The following is a 14,899-nucleotide window of genomic DNA, read 5'->3' as shown; positions in this document are numbered from 1 at the left end:
TTCCCACTCTTCGCAAAGAGCGCGAAGGATAGGGCACCCGGTCATCACAGTCTCTTTGAAACTGCGCTGACTGCAGCAGCAGTGTGCGGACGGGTACACTTGTTCGGCATGTCTGACGAGAAGAAAAACAACTTGAAACAAGCGGACTCGAAGCAGCCGGAGACGAGCTCCGGGATTCCGGTGGAGCTGGTGTATCGGGCGGAGGATCTTGCGGGCGTCGACGCGGCTTATGCGGTGGGGGAGCCGGGGGAGTATCCGTTTACGCGGGGGATTCAGCCGACGATGTATCGCGGACGGCTGTGGACGATGCGGCAGTATGCCGGGATGGGGGATGCGGAGGAGTCGAATAAACGGTATAAGTTTTTGCTGGCGCATGGGACGAAGGGGTTGAGTGTGGCGTTCGATCTGCCGACGCAGATTGGGTACGACTCGGACTCGCCGCTGGCGCTGGGGGAGGTGGGGAAGGTTGGGGTCGCGATCGATTCGATCGAGGATATGCAGCGGCTGTTCGATGGGATTCGGCTGGATACGATCTCGACGTCGATGACGATCAATGCGACGGCATCGATTTTGCTTGCGCTGTATGTTGCGGTGGCGAAGCGGACGGGGGCGAAGGTCAAAGGGCTGAACGGTACGATTCAGAACGATATTTTGAAGGAGTACATTGCGCGGGGGACGTATATCTATCCGGTGACGCATGCGATGCGGCTGGTGACGGACATCTTTGCGTGGGCGGCCGACGAGGTGCCGGAGTGGAATACGATCTCGATCTCGGGGTACCACATGCGCGAGGCTGGATGTACGGCGGTGCAGGAGGTGGCGTTTACGCTGGCCGATGGCATGACGTATGTGCAGGCCGCGATTGACGCGGGGCTGGAGGTGGATGCGTTTGCGCCGCGGCTGAGTTTTTTCTTCAACTCGCATAACAATCTGCTGGAAGAGGTGGCGAAGTTTCGTGCGGCGCGGAGGATGTGGGCGCGGATTATGCGGGAGCACTTTGGCGCGAAGAACCCGCGGAGCTGGATGCTGCGGTTTCATACGCAGACGGCTGGATCGACGCTGACGGCGCAGCAGCCGGAGAACAATATCGCACGGACGACGCTGCAGGCGCTGGCGGCCGTGCTGGGTGGGACGCAGAGTCTGCATACGAATGGGTTCGATGAGGCGTTGTCGCTGCCGACGGAGAATGCGGCGCGGATTGCTTTGCGGACGCAGCAGATTCTGGCGCATGAGAGTGGGGTGGCGCAGTCGGTGGATCCGCTGGCGGGGTCGTTTTATGTGGAGTCGCTGACCAATGAGATTGAGCGGCGGGCCGAGGAGTATTTGGCTACAATTGCGCGTTTCGATCTGGGCGGGAAGTATGGGATGCTGCGGGCGATCGACCAAGGATATGTGCAGCGGGAGATACAAAATGCGGCTTATGGGTATCAGCAGGCGGTGGATGCGAAGGAAGCGATTGTCGTTGGGGTGAATGAGTTCGCGAGTGAGCAGGAGGTTGCGGTGCCGATACAGCGGATCGATGAGGCACTGGAGGGACGGCAGGTGGAACGGGTTCGTGCGATGCGTCTGCGACGGGATGCAGGAGTGCATGCTGCGGCACTGCGGCGGGTGGAAGATGCGGCGCGGGGTGGAAGCAATCTGATGCCGCAGATACTTAACGCTATAGAGAGCTTTGCGACGGTGGGGGAGATTGCAGATGTGATGCGGAGGGTGTTTGGTGAATATCGCGAGTCGGTGACGGTCTAGGCGTGTTGGTCGTGACGAGGCTGCTTGGCTATGCGAAACATTTGTAACTTGTCGTGCGTCTGATGGAGTGCGTGGACGGATTGTGCTTTCGCGACACGGCACTCTCGGTTCGCAGGGAGAGGACACTACGATGATCCGGATTCGGTTGGTTGTGGGTTTTTGTGTTGCTTTGGTTCTGTTTCCGTTTGGGGTTTTTGCGTCCGGACAGGAGCCTGTGACTCCGGATGCGGCTCCGGTGCCGGCTTTGCTAGTGAATGCGAAGAAGGTGTTTATCTCGAATGCGGGGGCCGATAGCGGGCTATTCCCTCACCCGTTCAGTGGCGATCCGGATCGGGCTTATAACCAGTTTTATGCGGATATGTCGAGCTGGGGCCGGTATCAGTTGGTGAGCACGCCGAGTGAGGCAGACCTGGTCTTCGAGCTGCAATTGACGGCACCCAATGGTCCACAGAACGCGAACAAGCAAAATGGAGCCTCCGATCCGCTGCCGATGTTCCGGCTAGTGATCTACGACAGGGCGACGCACTTTGTGCTTTGGGCGCTGACCGAATCGGTGGCTCCTGCGGCGCTGCAGAAGACGCATGATCACAACTTCGACGAGGCGCTGGCTGAACTTGTGCTAGATGCGGGAAGACTTACGAAGTCGCTGCCGAGCGGAATGCACTGAGAAGCTGCACGATAAAGCTGGTGGATGAAGTTTCATCGGATCGTATCGATTTGAGGGCCAAAAAGAGGTTGAGAGGCGGGTGACTCTAGACTGAGTCTATGGGTTGGAGAGCGAAGCGTCCTATCAGCCGCAATCTGTCGTTGGCGCTGCTGGCGGTAACCGGACTGATGATCGTTCCTTGTGCTTCGGCGGAGCGGATCCCGGAGGTTCGTGGCACCTCGTTTGCGAATCAGGCGGTGAATCTACCTGCGGCGTTGCAGGGGAAGACGGCTGGGATTCTGGTCATCGGATTCAGTCGCGGCTCCCGAGAGGAAGTGACGGGCTGGGCGCGAAGGATTGCGGCGGACTATCGGACCTCGCCTGTCGTGGCGTACTACGAGTTGCCGGTGGTGGCTGCAGTGCCGGGATTTGTCCGGGGGGTTGTGCTGCGGTCGATCAAGTCGTCGACGCCGGAGCGGGCGCAGCCTCGAGTTGTGCCGGTTGCTAACAATGAGGCCGGATGGAAGGCTATAACGCACTACAGTCAACCGGACGATGCTTATCTTTTGGTCGTTGATAATCAAGGGAACGTGGTGTGGCAGACACAGGGGCAGCCTACCGATACAGCCTATGCTGCTCTGAAGCAACAGGTTGAATCTTTGAAGACGCGCATGATGCCCTGAATTAGCAGCAGTTGCGATTACGTCTGCCTACGTTTGTTAAGACGTGGGTGCAGAGAGAGCGTCCGACGCGTCTGGGGCTTTGGAGTCGATGGTGAAATCAAAGACGACAGTGGAGAAGGTGTTCGCAGCCTTCGGCACGGGCTGGAGTGCATATTCGCCGGGAGCTAATGGCTCTTTGGGAACGATCTTGAACCAACCGTCATCAAGCTTTTCGATACTCGCATCTACCTGGAAGGCATTTCTCTTAGCGTTTCCCGTAAGTTGCGTGAAGTTGACCTGGGAAAGGATGCGGCGATCTTTATCGATGCTGGCGCGAACGATGGCCCAGTTGGCGGCAGACGCGGACGAGTCGCCGCCGGGATCATCCATGACGTGGACATAAAAGACAGGTTTATCTGTATGAAGAGCAACCCTGGCGTGTGCGCCGTTTACCTCTGTCGTCATCTTGGGCTTATAGAAGACGCTTCCAGCGAGCGAGCCGGCGACGTTTGCCCCTTTGTGATTGTTGACCTCGACGCTCGTGTGATGGATCGGCACGATCTGTTGTCTGCCTTCGTAAAGATCAAGGGCCCATGGGATGCTGCCATTAGGTATCCGAACGCCCGGAATAGGCTCAGGTGAGCTTTGAGCATGCACGAACGGTGTTACGGACAGGAGAGAAGCAAATATGGCAAGGACACGAAGAGATTGCAACGAAGCCTCCAAATGGTGACGAGTCAATGAAGGATGGCACAGTCTTATTATCCTGACAATCCCCCGCGTTGACCTTGAGGTGTCCGCACTCTACGATAACGATTGGAGACGATTATCTTGTCAGAACTGCAAATACCACTTCGTAAGACGGCATTGAACGCGGTGCACCGGGCGGCTAAGTCCAAGATGGTCGACTTCGGCGGATGGGATATGCCGGTGGATTGCTGCGGTTTGATTGCTGAACATATGGCGGTGCGGACGGCGGTGGGCGTGTTCGACGTGTCGCACATGGGAGACATTCAGCTGCGCGGGCCGGGATCGCTGGCGGCGGTGCAGCAGCTTTGCATGAACGATGCTTCGAAGCTGGCGGTGGGACAGGCGCACTATTCGGCGATGCTGTATCCGAATGGCACATTTGTGGATGACGTCATTGTGCATAAGCTTTCCGACAACGACTACCTGATCGTGATCAATGCCGGCACGCGGGAGAAGGATGTCGAGTGGGTGCGGAAGACGATCGGGCATATGCCGGGCGTGCATGTGAACGACTTCAGCGACTACTACACGCAGCTTGCGATCCAGGGGCCGAGAGCCGCGGAGACGCTGCAGAAGCTGACCTCGACGGATTTGAGCACGATCAAGAACTACTGGTTTACGTGGGGGCAGGTGTGTGGTCTGCATAACGTGATGATCGCTCGGACGGGGTATACGGGCGAGGATGGGTTTGAGATTTATATTCCGTCGGACGAGCCGACGAGTGCGCGGGTATGGGGCGAGGTGCTGGAGGCGGGCGCGGAGTTCGGGATTCTGGCGTGTGGGCTGGGGGCACGGAATACGCTGCGGCTCGAGGCTGGGATGGCGCTCTATGGGCATGAGATTTCGGACACGATCAACGTGCTGGAGGCTGGGCTGGGGCGATATGCGAAGCTCGAGAAGCCGGAGTTTGTGGGGCGCGCCGCGTTGGTGGCGATAGAAGCCGCGGGTGGGCCGGGCCGCAAGCTGGTGGGGCTGGAGATGATCGAGCGCGGGATTGGGCGGGATGGGTATACGGTGTTTTCGGTTGAAGGAAAGCGGCTTGGCGAGATTACCAGCGGATCGCCTTCGCCGTTTCTGAAGAAGAATATTGCGATGGCTTATGTGCCAGTGGAGTACACCGCGCTTGATACCGAGGTTGCGGTGGAGATTCGCGGCCAGATGGTGAAGGCCAAGGTTGTTCCGCTTCCCTTCTATAAACGGGCGAAGAAAACCGCGTAGCCCGAGCATCTACAATTGAGTCACACACACTTTCTCTGGAGAACGATGAATGGCTTACCCTGCGGACTATCGCTACACGAAGGAACACGAGTGGATCAAGGTCGACGGCAACATTGGAACCGTCGGCATCACGGACTACGCGCAGAACTCGCTGGGTGACATTGTGTTTGTCGACCTGCCGAAGGTGGGCGATTCGGTAGAGGCGTCAAAGAGCTTCGGTTCGGTGGAGTCGGTGAAGGCGGTGTCGGACCTGTTTGCGCCGGTGTCGGGCAAGGTGACGGCGATCAATGAAGAGTTGAAGGACGCTCCGGAGAAGATCAACACGGATGCGAATACGACCTGGCTGCTGAAGGTTGAGCTTGCGGATGCGAAGCAGGTCGATGGGCTTTTGACCGCGGCCGATTACGAGAAATTTACTGCTGAAGAGACCGGACACTAAGAGATGCGCTATTTGCCGAAGTCCCCCGTGGATCGCGAGGAGATGCTTGCCGAGATTGGCGTGGCGTCGATCGACGATCTGTTTTCTACGATTCCAGCGGAGTTTCAACTGAAGCGCGATCTGAAGATTCCACGGCAGCATGGGGAGTCGGAGATTCTGGATCGCTTTCGCGAGTTTGCGGACAATAACGCGGTTGGTTATTCGAGCTTTCTGGGCGCGGGTGTTTATCGGCACTATCGGCCCGTGATTATCGATTCGCTGGTGCAGCGTGGTGAGTTTCTGACGAGCTATACGCCGTATCAGCCGGAGATCTCGCAAGGAACGCTTCAGGCGATGTTCGAGTTCCAGACGATGATCTGCGAGCTGACGGGGATGGAGATTGCGAACGCGTCGATGTATGACGGCTCGACCGGCGCGGCTGAGGCGATCATGATGGCGGTGCGCGTGACCGGGCGCGATGGCGCGGTGATTGCGCGGACGGTGCATCCGGAGTATCGCGAGGTGATTGCGACGTATGCGCAGCACCAGGAGATTCCTACGGTTGAAGTTGGATACTCGGCGAATGGGCGCGTGGATCTGGCGGCGCTCGATGCTGCGATCACGAAGGATACGGCTTGCGTGTTGATTCAGTCGCCGAATTTCTTTGGCACGATTGAGGATGTTGCGGCGATTGCTGAGATTGCTCATGCGAAGGGCGCGCTGCTGATCGTTTCGATTGCGGAGGCGGTGTCGCTGGGGATCGTACGACCGCCGGCTGAGGCGGATATTGTTTCGCTGGAGGCGCAGTCGTATGGCGTGGCGGTTGGATATGGCGGGCCTTACTGCGGCGTGATTGCCTGCAAGGAGAAGTTTCTGCGGCAGATGCCGGGAAGGCTGATCGGCGAGACGAAGGATAAGGATGGCAAGCGCGGGTTTGTGCTGACGCTGTCGACTCGTGAGCAACATATTCGGCGGGAGAAGGCGACCTCGAACATCTGCACGAATCAGGCGCTGGTTGCGATGATGACGACGATCTTCTTGAGCGTGTACGGCAAGCAGGGGATGAAGGATTTGGCAGAGCAGAATTTGGCCAAGGCGGCTTATTTGCAGAGCGTGCTTGGTTCTTCTGCTGGCGCGAAGGTGCTGTTTGATGGGGCGCCGCGGTTTCATGAGTTTGTGTTGGAGCTGCCGAAGAGTGCTGAGGAGACCAACGCTGCTCTCCTTGGAGACAAGATCATTGGTGGATTGCCGCTACAGAAGTGGTATCCCGAGCTTGGGCCGAATGCGAGCCTGTGGTGCGCAACCGAGCTGACGACGCGGAAGCAGATGGATGCGGTTGCGGCGTCGCTTGCAGGCAAGAAGGCTTAACGATGGATGTGTCGGCGATTGTTGGCGAAGAGTTGAAGGCGGTTGAGTTCGTCGAGGATTTCCTGCAGCTTCGGTTTGAGGCTCCTCTGCTGACGTTGCATGCGTGGCCGCATGTTTTGTTTCCGGAGTTTTCGGTGGCTTATGGTGAGCCGGAGTATCGGAATGCTTTGTGCGCGCAGATCAATGACAAGGTTGTGCAGGCTACGCTTGAAGAGGGCGACGCGCTGACGATTGAGTTTGAGAATGGCACGGTGTTTGGGCTTTCTTTGCGGGAAGAAGATTTGGATGGGCCGGAGTCGGGGAGCTACTCGGAGACCGGAAGCGCAGCGGATGCGCAGGAGTTCTAGGTCATGAAATTAGAACGCGTTTTAAGTTTCACTATCGCGATGCTTGCAACGGCACACCTAATGCTTGCCTTTCTATGGAAAAGCTCCTCAGGCCTTCACGCAACTTTACGAATCGTCATCGATTTGCTCATTATGGCCATAAGTTTCTTCTGGTTTACAAAAACCCGTCAAGCAAAACAGCAGACATTAGCAGAGAGGCGCAAAACAAATGGCAGATAAGTTTGTAGGGACGCCGAAGAAGGCTACGACGCACACGAATCAGAACGAAGACCTGATGTTCGAGAAGTCTTCGCCGGGGAAGAAGGCTTATCGGCTGGCGGAGCTGGATGTGCCGGCGGTGGATTCGGTGGCGCTGCTCGGGGATTCCGTGCGGACGGATCTCGGCGTGATGCCGGAGTTGAGCGAGATCGAGATCATTCGGCACTTCACACGGCTTTCGACGTGGAACTATGCGATCGATCTGGGGATGTATCCGCTGGGAAGCTGCACGATGAAGTACAACCCGCGCGTGAATGAGGCCGTGGCGCGGCTGGAGGGGATTGCGGAGGCGCATCCCTATCAGCCGGAGTCGCTGTCGCAGGGCTGCCTGGGGATTATGAAGACGCTGTCCGATGCGCTGATTGAGATTACCGGCATGGACACGATTACGCTGCAGCCGGCGGCTGGCGCACATGGTGAGTTTACGGGCATCCTGCTGGTGCGGGCATATCACGAGTCGAAGGGAAATCCGCGGAAGAAGATTCTGATTCCAGACTCGGCGCATGGGACAAATCCGGCTACTGCTGCCGTATGCGGATACGAGGTTGCCAATCTGAAGTCGAATGCTCAAGGCATGGTGGATGTGGCTGAGTTGGAGCGGATGGTCGATGAAGATACCGCTGCGCTGATGCTGACGAATCCTTCGACGATTGGTGTGTTCGAGAGCGACATTCATAAGATTGCGGACATTCTGCATGCGAAGGGCGCGCTGCTGTATATGGACGGCGCGAATATGAACGCGCTGGTGGGCAAGACGCGGCCGGGAGATTTTGGCGTCGATGTGATGCATCTGAATCTGCACAAGACGTTTTCTACGCCGCATGGTGGCGGTGGTCCGGGGTCGGGGCCGGTCGCTTGCAAAAAGATTCTGGAGCCGTTTCTGCCTACGCCGATTGTGGTGACGAAGGCTGATGGAAAGCTGGGGCTGGAGTACAACCGGCCGCAGAGTGTGGGGCGCGTGCGGATGTTCTACGGCAACTTCGGGATGTTTGTGCGGGCGCTGGCGTACATTCTGGCCAATGGGCCGGATGGGCTGCGGCAGACGACTGAGGATGCCGTGCTGAATGCGAACTACATTCGTGCGAAGCTGGAGGGCACGTTTGAGCTGCCGTACAAAACGCGGTCGCTGCATGAGGTTGTGTTCTCGGACAAGCTGCAGGCGAAGAACGGCGTGAAGACGGGCGATATGGGCAAGCGCCTGATCGACTACGGCTTCCATGCGTATACGGTTTCGTTCCCGCTGGTGGTCAACGGCGCGATGATGATTGAGCCGACCGAGAGCGAGAGCCGCGAGGAGCTGGATCTGCTGATCGATGCGCTGAAGCAGATTGCGCGGGAGGCGGAAGAGAATCCTGAGCTGGTGCAGACGGCGCCGCATACGACGCGGCTGCAGCGGCTGGATGAGACGACGGCGGCGAGGAAGCCGATTCTGCGCTGGAAGGCTCCTGTGGCTGCGGAGCCGGTGCTGGTCGATACGGCCGCGAAGGAGTGGTAGCGTGTCTGTCTTCTATGATCGGCAGGATGAGCTGGAGAAGTATGAGTTCATGATGGGAGAGGCGCGCGGACGGCTGGCGGTGACGCTGGATGTGCTGACCGATGCGCTGGTCCTGATTGGGCAGCATGGGGTTTACTGCGCGAGCACGCGGAATCCTGCGGTTCCGGCGCTGGATCTGCAGGCAGTGTTGATGAATTTGAATGGAGCGAAGGAGCTGGTCGCTTCGGTGATGGAGCGGTTACGGCTGGATCGGCTCGAACTGGAGAAGGAAGCGGCGAAGTAGGTTTTCTGTTTCGCGCTTCGACTTCTCCGGCCGGCCTTGCTTGGCTGAGCTGACTTACTCGGCTGGCTTACTGGGCTTTAACAGTTACATATTCGTCGGTGGTGGCCCATTTGACGTGGAGTTCCGTGGTGGCTCCTTTGGTGTGTTCGAAGGAGATGGACATGTTCTCCTGCGATGCTGGAAGGGTTTTGCTCGTCATGGGGGTGCGGCCGAGGTCCTGGGCTTCGGAGTATTCGGTGCCCCACTGGCCGGTCTGCTTGTTGACGATGAGGAGCCACTGGCTGGCGCTGGGCAGGGTGTAGAGGGTGTAGGTGCCGGCCGGGACGTCGAGGGTGCCGATCTTCAGGTTTGTCGCGGTGATGAAGGTGGTGGCGGGGTTGGCTCCGGTGCGCCAGACCTGACCGTAGGGGACGATGGTGGTGCCGATGGTGCGGCCTTTGAGGCGGGGGGAGTTGTACTTGATGGTGAGTTGCTTGCCGTTGAGGCTGGCCTCGGCGGTGGCGGCTGGGCTGGCGAGGGGCTTGGCATCTTGAGCGGTGATCTGGAGCGTGGTTGCGGTGGTCATGAGAGTGCAACAGGCGGCTAAGGCTAGGGAGCGGAGGTGCATACTTGGTCTCTCTTTCGTGATGCGCTGGGCTGCGGTTGGGAAGGCTTTTCAGTGCTGGAGATGATGCTCCACCGAAGGGCCGCGGGCTGTCAACCGGAAGCGATCGTGCTAGGCTAGAGGTATGCGCCCGTAGCTCAGCTGGATAGAGCGGCAGCCTCCGAAGCTGTAGGTCAGAAGTTCGAATCTTCTCGGGCGCACCATTCCCCCCACATCAAAAGAGATGGTCTGTAGTTTCGGAAAAACGAACACTGGAAGCACTACGGATTACTAATGGGTTGCGCTTTACTGGGCCGCGATATTCTTGAGAGCAGAATTACTTCTTGTATCCGGCCATCGGACATCGGTCAATTCTTCTGAGACATCCCAAAGTCGTGTGGCAGTGGCAGGATCCTTCGCTTTGCCGGAGACAATCGCTGGCCCGACTGCTCCCTTGAGCTCGAACAGTCCTTTCGGGCCGTAATAGCTCATCGGTTTCGCGTCGGGTGAGGTTGCCGCATAAAGGGTTGGCAGTGCGCCCGCAGCGGCGGAGTGACCTATCAAAGACACAAATTTCATGTTGAGCGGCTTGTCCATTCCGGCGCCATTTGAAATGAGGTCGGTGGTCGCCGCGCCGGGATGTGCTGCGTTGGAGATTAAACCCCACCCATTCGCGTTACTTCGCCGCTGCAGTTCGAAGGTGAATAGAAGATTGGCCAGCTTCGATTGCGCATAAGCCGCATTTGGCTTGTACCGGCTCGTCCACTGCAGGTCGTCGAAATGGATGTCACCGCCCATCCGGTGCATGAGGCTGCTTACTGTGACGACGCGGGGTTGATCGCAACGGAGCATCAGCGGCAGCAGGCGTCCAGTGAGAGCGAAGTGGCCCAGGTGATTGGTGCCAAACTGCAACTCAAATCCATCGATGGTGGACCCCCGCTTTGGGGGCGCCATCACTCCAGCGTTATTGATCAGAATATCTATGGGTCGGCCCTGATTGAGCATCCGGCTTGCAAACGCCTTGATCGATTCGAGACTGCCCAGGTCTGCATCTTCAAAATGCACCTTTGCCGAGGCTACCTGCTGCCGTATACGTTGTGTCGCAACGCTGCCCTTCTCCTTGTTGCGACCTGCAAGGATGACCTCTGCGCCCGCCCGCGCAAGTTCCAACGCGGTCTCGAATCCCAATCCCCCCATCGCTCCAGTCACGATAACTAATTTGCCGGTCTGTGATGCAATGTCCGCCGCCGTCCATGTTTGCATAGAAGATCCTCGGTGTATTTTCTCGAAATACGTGCTTTTTAGTATTCACAGCCCATTTAGTAGATGGGTCTACCACTAAGATAGTAGACCCATCTACTATTGTCAACGGTCTACACGCCTCGACTTATCCGCAAGGATCTGCCGGAGAATGCTACTGAACCGGCGCGAGCAGCTTTCCTGCAATACGGCGGAAGTCGTCGACGTCTCGACTATCGAGCGTGCGGGCGAGACGCTCGATGACCTGATTACGCATCTTCCCTAACTCCTTCACCAGCTTGCGGCCAGCCGGAGCGAGGGAGAGGACATACGCTCGTGCGTCTTCGCTACTGCGTTCTCTAAGGAGCCAACCTCGATCGATCAGTGTTTGCAGCGCCCTGCCCGTCAACGCTTTGTCCGTGTCAGTCGCCTTCGCGAGCTGCGATTGTGACACTCCATTGTGTTCGGCGAGATATTCAAGCAGGCGAACCTGGGTAGGGCCCAGTTCCCAGGGCGCATACATCTGCGTCTCGGCCCAGCCTTTTGCTCGCTTGACGGACGAAAAGAGGTCGAGCATCTCGGATGCCTTGGCGCGACTGATCATAACTTGTATCCAGTCTATCGAAGGATGTTATTGGCAAATAGGCTCGTTGTCATCGACACGCTGTAAAACAGCACCGAGAGTCCCGGGTCGTCGGCGATCCGGAAACGAACCTAGCTGTGGTTGCTTGTTTATTCTTAAACTTCCCGCAAAAACTGCTAAGCAGGCTGGTAACGTTAGAAAAATATTACGTCGATCGGCCTTAGGAGGAGATTGAGTTTATTCGGCGCAGCTTTGCATGGAAAGAACGTAGCTAGTGGAGTTGGCTGGGGATGACGGCGTATTGGATGAGGAGTTCGAAGGGGACGATCTTCAGGGTGTTCTCGTGGGTGGCTTCGAGGATGATGGGGCAGGCTGCTCCGGCTTGCTGGACTTGCAGCCAGCGAGCGGCACAGACGCACCAGCGGTCGCCGGGTTTCAGGCCCTCAAAGCCAAACTGCGGCATGGGCGTGCTGAGGTCGTTGCCAAGGGCCTTGGAGGCTTCGAGGAAGAGTGCGTCGACGACGCAGCAGATGGTGTGGACGCCGTGGTCGTCAGGGCCGGTCTCGCAACAGCCGGTGCGGTAGAAGCCGGTCATGGGCTCGCAGCCGCAGAGGTCGAGGGGTTGGCCGAGGACGTTTTTGCCGCGATTTTTGATGGGTTCTACGGTGGGCATGAGACTTCTAGTATCCCACTTTTTGGGAAGGATATGTCCTGCCGGATGGGCGCCCTGCGCGGGCGGCGGTCACTTCGTGACTTGTATACCCCTTCGGCTGGTCCTCCCGTTGGTCGGGGGAGAGATTGATCTTCGACCAACGGGAGGACCGTGGAGGTTCATCTTGCCGGGACCGGTATACGCGTCACGAAGTGACCGCTCGGATCGGGGCCCCCGCGAACAGGTCTTCGTTCGAGGGGTGGCAAGCGTAGCGGGCCCGTCCGGCAGGACCTTATTTTGCGACGATGGCGAGCTGCTGCTGATACTCCTCGTAAGGGCCTTTGTGGTCGGTGATGTGGAAGTCGGTGGGGCCGCCCTCGAAGTGCCAGATGCGCGTCCCGGCCTCTTCGATGAGATCCTGGTCGTGAGTGACGAGGAAGACTGTGCCTTCGTACTTCTGGATCGCCTGATTGAGCGCGTTGATGGCTTCGAGGTCAAGGTGATTGGTGGGCTCGTCGAGGACGAGGACGTTGGGCTTCTGCAGCATGATCTTGCAGAAGAGCAGACGGGCAGCTTCGCCTCCGGAGAGAGCGTCGGTCTTCTTGAGACCCTCTTCTCCCTTGAAGAGCATCTGGCCGAGGATGCCGCGAATGTCTTCCTTGGTGGCCTGGGGATCGAACTGGTGGAGCCAGTCGCTGGCTGTCATGCCGAGCTGGATGGAGCCTTTGTGGTCTTGGGCGAAGTAGCCAATGGAGACTTCGTGGCCCCATTTGACGGTGCCGGAGTCGATTGAGACAGATTTGTCTTCGAAGCCTAGCTCGTCAATGCCGGGGCCGTTGGCCAACAGAGCTTTGAGGAGGGTGGTTTTGCCCTGGCCGTTGCGGCCCATGAGGATGACTTTGTCGCCGCGTGTGACCGAGGCGGTGAAGTTGTTGATGACGTGCTCGGTCTTGCCGTCCTTCTGGACGTAGGACTTGTTGACCTGCTCGAACTCGAGGACGTTTTTGCCGGAGGGTCGCTCCATCTTGAAGCTGATGAAGGGGCGGGCGATGTTGGAGCGGGCGAGTTCGCTGGTCGCGAGGCGTTCGACTTCTTTCTTGCGGGAGTTCACCTGCGAGGAGCGTGTGCCGGCGGAGAAGCGGGCGATGAAGTCGTTGAGTTGAGCGATCTTCTTTTCGCGCTGCTCGTTCTGGCTCTCGATGCGGGTGCGGACGCTGGTCTTCTGGAAGACCATGTCGTCGTAGCCGCCGTTGTAGGTGATGATGGTCTCGTAGTCGATGTCGGCGATGTGGGTGCAGACGTTGTTGAGGAAGTGCCGGTCGTGCGAGATGGTAATGACGGTGCCGTTGTAGCGGATGAGGAAGTCCTGAAGCCAGTGAATGGACTCGAGGTCGAGATAGTTGGTGGGCTCGTCGAGGAGCAAGGCCTGAGGATTGCCGAAGAGGGCTTGCGCGAGGAGCACGCGGACCTTCTGGCCGCCCTGTAGCTCGGACATCTTGCGCTCGTGGAGCTCGTCGGGAATGTCGAGGCCCTGAAGGAGGACGGCGGCGTTGGACTCTGCCTCGTAGCCGTCTTCGTCGCCGACGATGCCTTCGAGTTCGCCGAGGCGGGAGCCGTCTTCGTCGGTCATCTCGGGCTTGGCGTAGATGATCTCGCGCTCTTCAAGAGCGGCCCAGAGGCCCTTGTTGCCCATGATGACGGTGTCGACCACGCGGTAAGCGTCGAATTCATACTGATCTTGTTTCAGAACGCCCAACTTCTTTGGGCGTACGACGGTTCCCTTTTGAGGGTCGATCTCGCCGGTGAGGCACTTCATGAAGGTGGATTTGCCGGCGCCGTTGGGTCCGGTGAGGCCGTAGCGTCGGCCGGTAGTGAAGGTGACTGAAACATCCTCGAAGAGGAGCTTCGAGCCATAGCGCATAGTGACGTTGGATACTGAGATCATGGTATTACTTTCATTTTAGCTGGGGTGTACATCAATTTTCTCGTTTTGGGTGTGAATATTCGCCGCTTTTGGTGTTCCCTTGCGGAGGTGCTGGGTCAGGACTGGCCGATGAGAACGCCAGCGGCGAAGACCAGACCACCACCTACGATGACCTGAAGGCAGGAGAGCGCGAAGCTGGTCTTGAAGTAGCGATGGCGGATGAGAGCGATGACGACGAGTTCAACGCCGACAACTCCGTACGCCCACGTAAGGGCCGTGTGAACGTTGGGGATGAGAAACGGTAGCGTGTGAAGAAAGCCGCCGATGAAGGTCATCAGGCCGGTGACGATACCGCGAAAGATGGGATTGCCGCGCCCGGTGAGTTCGCCGTCGTCGGAGAGGCCTTCGGAGAAGGCCATGGAGATACCAGCGCCGACCGCGGAGGCCGCGCCGATGAGGAAGACGGTGCGCGAGTTGTGCGTGGCGAAGGCAGTGGCGAAGATGGGCGCGAGGGTAGAGACGGAGCCGTCCATAAGCCCGGCCAGACCAGGTTGAACGATGCGCAGGACAAAGTTCTTGTCGTTGGCGACGATTTCGCTGAACTCGGTCAGGTTAGGGAGGTTTTCCGACATAATTTTGATCTCAATGAAGTTTGATGAATCTAACCGATGGCCGGCGTCGGCTTTTACGAGGGCTGTTTCACGCAGTCATAAAGAGACCGCTAGAG

Annotated in this window: 17 protein-coding genes and 1 tRNA gene; 11 read left to right on the top strand and 7 right to left on the bottom strand. The window is 58.1% G+C overall.

What is annotated here, in order from left to right; all coding sequences use genetic code 11:
- Positions 1-132: 132 nt before the first annotated feature.
- The 3 genes from HDF08_RS01190 (at position 133) to HDF08_RS01180 (ending at position 3,075) form a co-directional block, all read left to right on the top strand.
- Positions 133-1,746: an acyl-CoA mutase large subunit family protein gene (locus tag HDF08_RS01190; RefSeq protein ID WP_257030822.1), complete on the top strand. Its 1,614-nt coding sequence runs from the start codon at positions 133-135 to the stop codon at positions 1,744-1,746.
- A gap of 130 nt (positions 1,747-1,876) precedes the next feature.
- Entirely contained in the window at positions 1,877-2,413 is a 537-nt protein-coding gene (locus tag HDF08_RS01185; protein ID WP_179636624.1) for a hypothetical protein, read from the top strand.
- Positions 2,414-2,511: 98 nt separating this feature from the next.
- On the top strand, positions 2,512-3,075 hold the full coding sequence (locus HDF08_RS01180) for a hypothetical protein (protein WP_179636623.1): 564 nt from the start codon (positions 2,512-2,514) through the stop codon (positions 3,073-3,075).
- Positions 3,076-3,111: 36 nt separating this feature from the next.
- Here HDF08_RS01180 and HDF08_RS01175 read toward each other — a convergent pair whose 3' ends face one another.
- Entirely contained in the window at positions 3,112-3,612 is a 501-nt protein-coding gene (locus HDF08_RS01175) for a hypothetical protein (RefSeq protein ID WP_179636622.1), read from the bottom strand.
- Between the two features lie 270 nt (positions 3,613-3,882).
- On the opposite strand from HDF08_RS01175, the gene gcvT reads away from it, so the two are divergent.
- From gcvT to HDF08_RS01140, 7 genes are read left to right on the top strand one after another with little or no spacing between them, the layout of a single operon-like run.
- Positions 3,883-5,022, top strand: a complete 1,140-nt coding sequence (gcvT, locus tag HDF08_RS01170) for a glycine cleavage system aminomethyltransferase GcvT (protein ID WP_373563164.1) — start codon at positions 3,883-3,885, stop codon at positions 5,020-5,022.
- 49 nt (positions 5,023-5,071) lie between these two features.
- Complete coding sequence (gene gcvH, locus HDF08_RS01165) at positions 5,072-5,461, top strand: glycine cleavage system protein GcvH (RefSeq protein WP_179636620.1); 390 nt, start codon at positions 5,072-5,074, stop codon at positions 5,459-5,461.
- A gap of 3 nt (positions 5,462-5,464) precedes the next feature.
- Positions 5,465-6,808 (top strand): aminomethyl-transferring glycine dehydrogenase subunit GcvPA, encoded by a 1,344-nt coding sequence (gcvPA, locus tag HDF08_RS01160; RefSeq protein WP_179636619.1) that lies wholly within the window; start codon positions 5,465-5,467, stop codon positions 6,806-6,808.
- 2 nt (positions 6,809-6,810) lie between these two features.
- Positions 6,811-7,155 (top strand): hypothetical protein, encoded by a 345-nt coding sequence (locus tag HDF08_RS01155; RefSeq protein ID WP_179636618.1) that lies wholly within the window; start codon positions 6,811-6,813, stop codon positions 7,153-7,155.
- Between the two features lie 3 nt (positions 7,156-7,158).
- Positions 7,159-7,374 (top strand): hypothetical protein, encoded by a 216-nt coding sequence (locus HDF08_RS01150; RefSeq protein ID WP_179636617.1) that lies wholly within the window; start codon positions 7,159-7,161, stop codon positions 7,372-7,374.
- Positions 7,364-8,908, top strand: coding sequence for an aminomethyl-transferring glycine dehydrogenase subunit GcvPB (gene gcvPB, locus HDF08_RS01145; RefSeq protein WP_179636616.1), 1,545 nt, complete (start codon positions 7,364-7,366; stop codon positions 8,906-8,908). Before HDF08_RS01150 ends, gcvPB begins: the two co-directional genes overlap by 11 nt.
- Before the next feature lies 1 nt (position 8,909).
- Entirely contained in the window at positions 8,910-9,191 is a 282-nt protein-coding gene (locus HDF08_RS01140; RefSeq protein ID WP_179636615.1) for a hypothetical protein, read from the top strand.
- 67 nt (positions 9,192-9,258) lie between these two features.
- On the opposite strand, the gene HDF08_RS01135 is transcribed toward HDF08_RS01140, so the two are convergent.
- Positions 9,259-9,798, bottom strand: a complete 540-nt coding sequence (locus tag HDF08_RS01135; RefSeq protein WP_179636614.1) for a DUF2911 domain-containing protein — start codon at positions 9,796-9,798, stop codon at positions 9,259-9,261.
- Positions 9,799-9,921: 123 nt separating this feature from the next.
- Here HDF08_RS01135 and HDF08_RS01130 point away from each other — a divergent pair.
- Positions 9,922-9,998 (top strand) — tRNA-Arg (locus tag HDF08_RS01130).
- An 82-nt stretch (positions 9,999-10,080) separates the two neighbouring features.
- Here the strand turns inward: HDF08_RS01130 and HDF08_RS01125 are convergent.
- The 5 genes from HDF08_RS01125 to HDF08_RS01105 all read right to left on the bottom strand — a co-directional run bounded on the left by HDF08_RS01125 (position 10,081) and on the right by HDF08_RS01105 (position 14,804).
- On the bottom strand, positions 10,081-11,037 hold the full coding sequence (locus tag HDF08_RS01125; protein ID WP_179636613.1) for an oxidoreductase: 957 nt from the start codon (positions 11,035-11,037) through the stop codon (positions 10,081-10,083).
- A gap of 151 nt (positions 11,038-11,188) precedes the next feature.
- Positions 11,189-11,617: a MarR family winged helix-turn-helix transcriptional regulator gene (locus HDF08_RS01120; protein WP_179636612.1), complete on the bottom strand. Its 429-nt coding sequence runs from the start codon at positions 11,615-11,617 to the stop codon at positions 11,189-11,191.
- Between the two features lie 250 nt (positions 11,618-11,867).
- Positions 11,868-12,269: a DUF2237 family protein gene (locus HDF08_RS01115; RefSeq protein WP_179636611.1), complete on the bottom strand. Its 402-nt coding sequence runs from the start codon at positions 12,267-12,269 to the stop codon at positions 11,868-11,870.
- A gap of 271 nt (positions 12,270-12,540) precedes the next feature.
- Positions 12,541-14,193 carry an ABC-F family ATP-binding cassette domain-containing protein gene (locus HDF08_RS01110; RefSeq protein WP_179636610.1) on the bottom strand — a complete coding sequence of 551 codons (1,653 nt, stop codon included), beginning with the start codon at positions 14,191-14,193 and terminating at the stop codon, positions 12,541-12,543.
- A gap of 95 nt (positions 14,194-14,288) precedes the next feature.
- Positions 14,289-14,804, bottom strand: a complete 516-nt coding sequence (locus tag HDF08_RS01105; protein WP_179636609.1) for a VIT1/CCC1 transporter family protein — start codon at positions 14,802-14,804, stop codon at positions 14,289-14,291.
- Positions 14,805-14,899: the final 95 nt, after the last annotated feature.

Source organism: Tunturiibacter empetritectus (assembly GCF_013410875.1).
Lineage (GTDB): Bacteria > Acidobacteriota > Terriglobia > Terriglobales > Acidobacteriaceae > Edaphobacter > Edaphobacter empetritectus.
The sequence above is the reverse complement of the archived record's forward strand: the minus strand, read 5'-3'. Positions and strand labels throughout refer to the sequence as shown.

Excerpts from the sequence above, each read along its gene's own strand:
- HDF08_RS01185 (WP_179636624.1), top strand. The coding sequence starts at position 1,877 with ATGATCCGGATTCGGTTGGTTGTGGGTTTTTGTGTTGCTTTGGTTCTG.
- HDF08_RS01180 (WP_179636623.1), top strand. The coding sequence starts at position 2,512 with ATGGGTTGGAGAGCGAAGCGTCCTATCAGCCGCAATCTGTCGTTGGCG.
- gcvH (WP_179636620.1), top strand. The coding sequence starts at position 5,072 with ATGGCTTACCCTGCGGACTATCGCTACACGAAGGAACACGAGTGGATC.
- gcvPA (WP_179636619.1), top strand. The coding sequence starts at position 5,465 with ATGCGCTATTTGCCGAAGTCCCCCGTGGATCGCGAGGAGATGCTTGCC.
- HDF08_RS01155 (WP_179636618.1), top strand. The coding sequence starts at position 6,811 with ATGGATGTGTCGGCGATTGTTGGCGAAGAGTTGAAGGCGGTTGAGTTC.
- HDF08_RS01150 (WP_179636617.1), top strand. The coding sequence starts at position 7,159 with ATGAAATTAGAACGCGTTTTAAGTTTCACTATCGCGATGCTTGCAACG.
- gcvPB (WP_179636616.1), top strand. The coding sequence starts at position 7,364 with ATGGCAGATAAGTTTGTAGGGACGCCGAAGAAGGCTACGACGCACACG.
- HDF08_RS01135 (WP_179636614.1), bottom strand. The coding sequence starts at position 9,798 with ATGCACCTCCGCTCCCTAGCCTTAGCCGCCTGTTGCACTCTCATGACC.
- HDF08_RS01125 (WP_179636613.1), bottom strand. The coding sequence starts at position 11,037 with ATGCAAACATGGACGGCGGCGGACATTGCATCACAGACCGGCAAATTA.
- HDF08_RS01120 (WP_179636612.1), bottom strand. The coding sequence starts at position 11,617 with ATGATCAGTCGCGCCAAGGCATCCGAGATGCTCGACCTCTTTTCGTCC.
- HDF08_RS01115 (WP_179636611.1), bottom strand. The coding sequence starts at position 12,269 with ATGCCCACCGTAGAACCCATCAAAAATCGCGGCAAAAACGTCCTCGGC.
- HDF08_RS01110 (WP_179636610.1), bottom strand. The coding sequence starts at position 14,193 with ATGATCTCAGTATCCAACGTCACTATGCGCTATGGCTCGAAGCTCCTC.
- HDF08_RS01105 (WP_179636609.1), bottom strand. The coding sequence starts at position 14,804 with ATGTCGGAAAACCTCCCTAACCTGACCGAGTTCAGCGAAATCGTCGCC.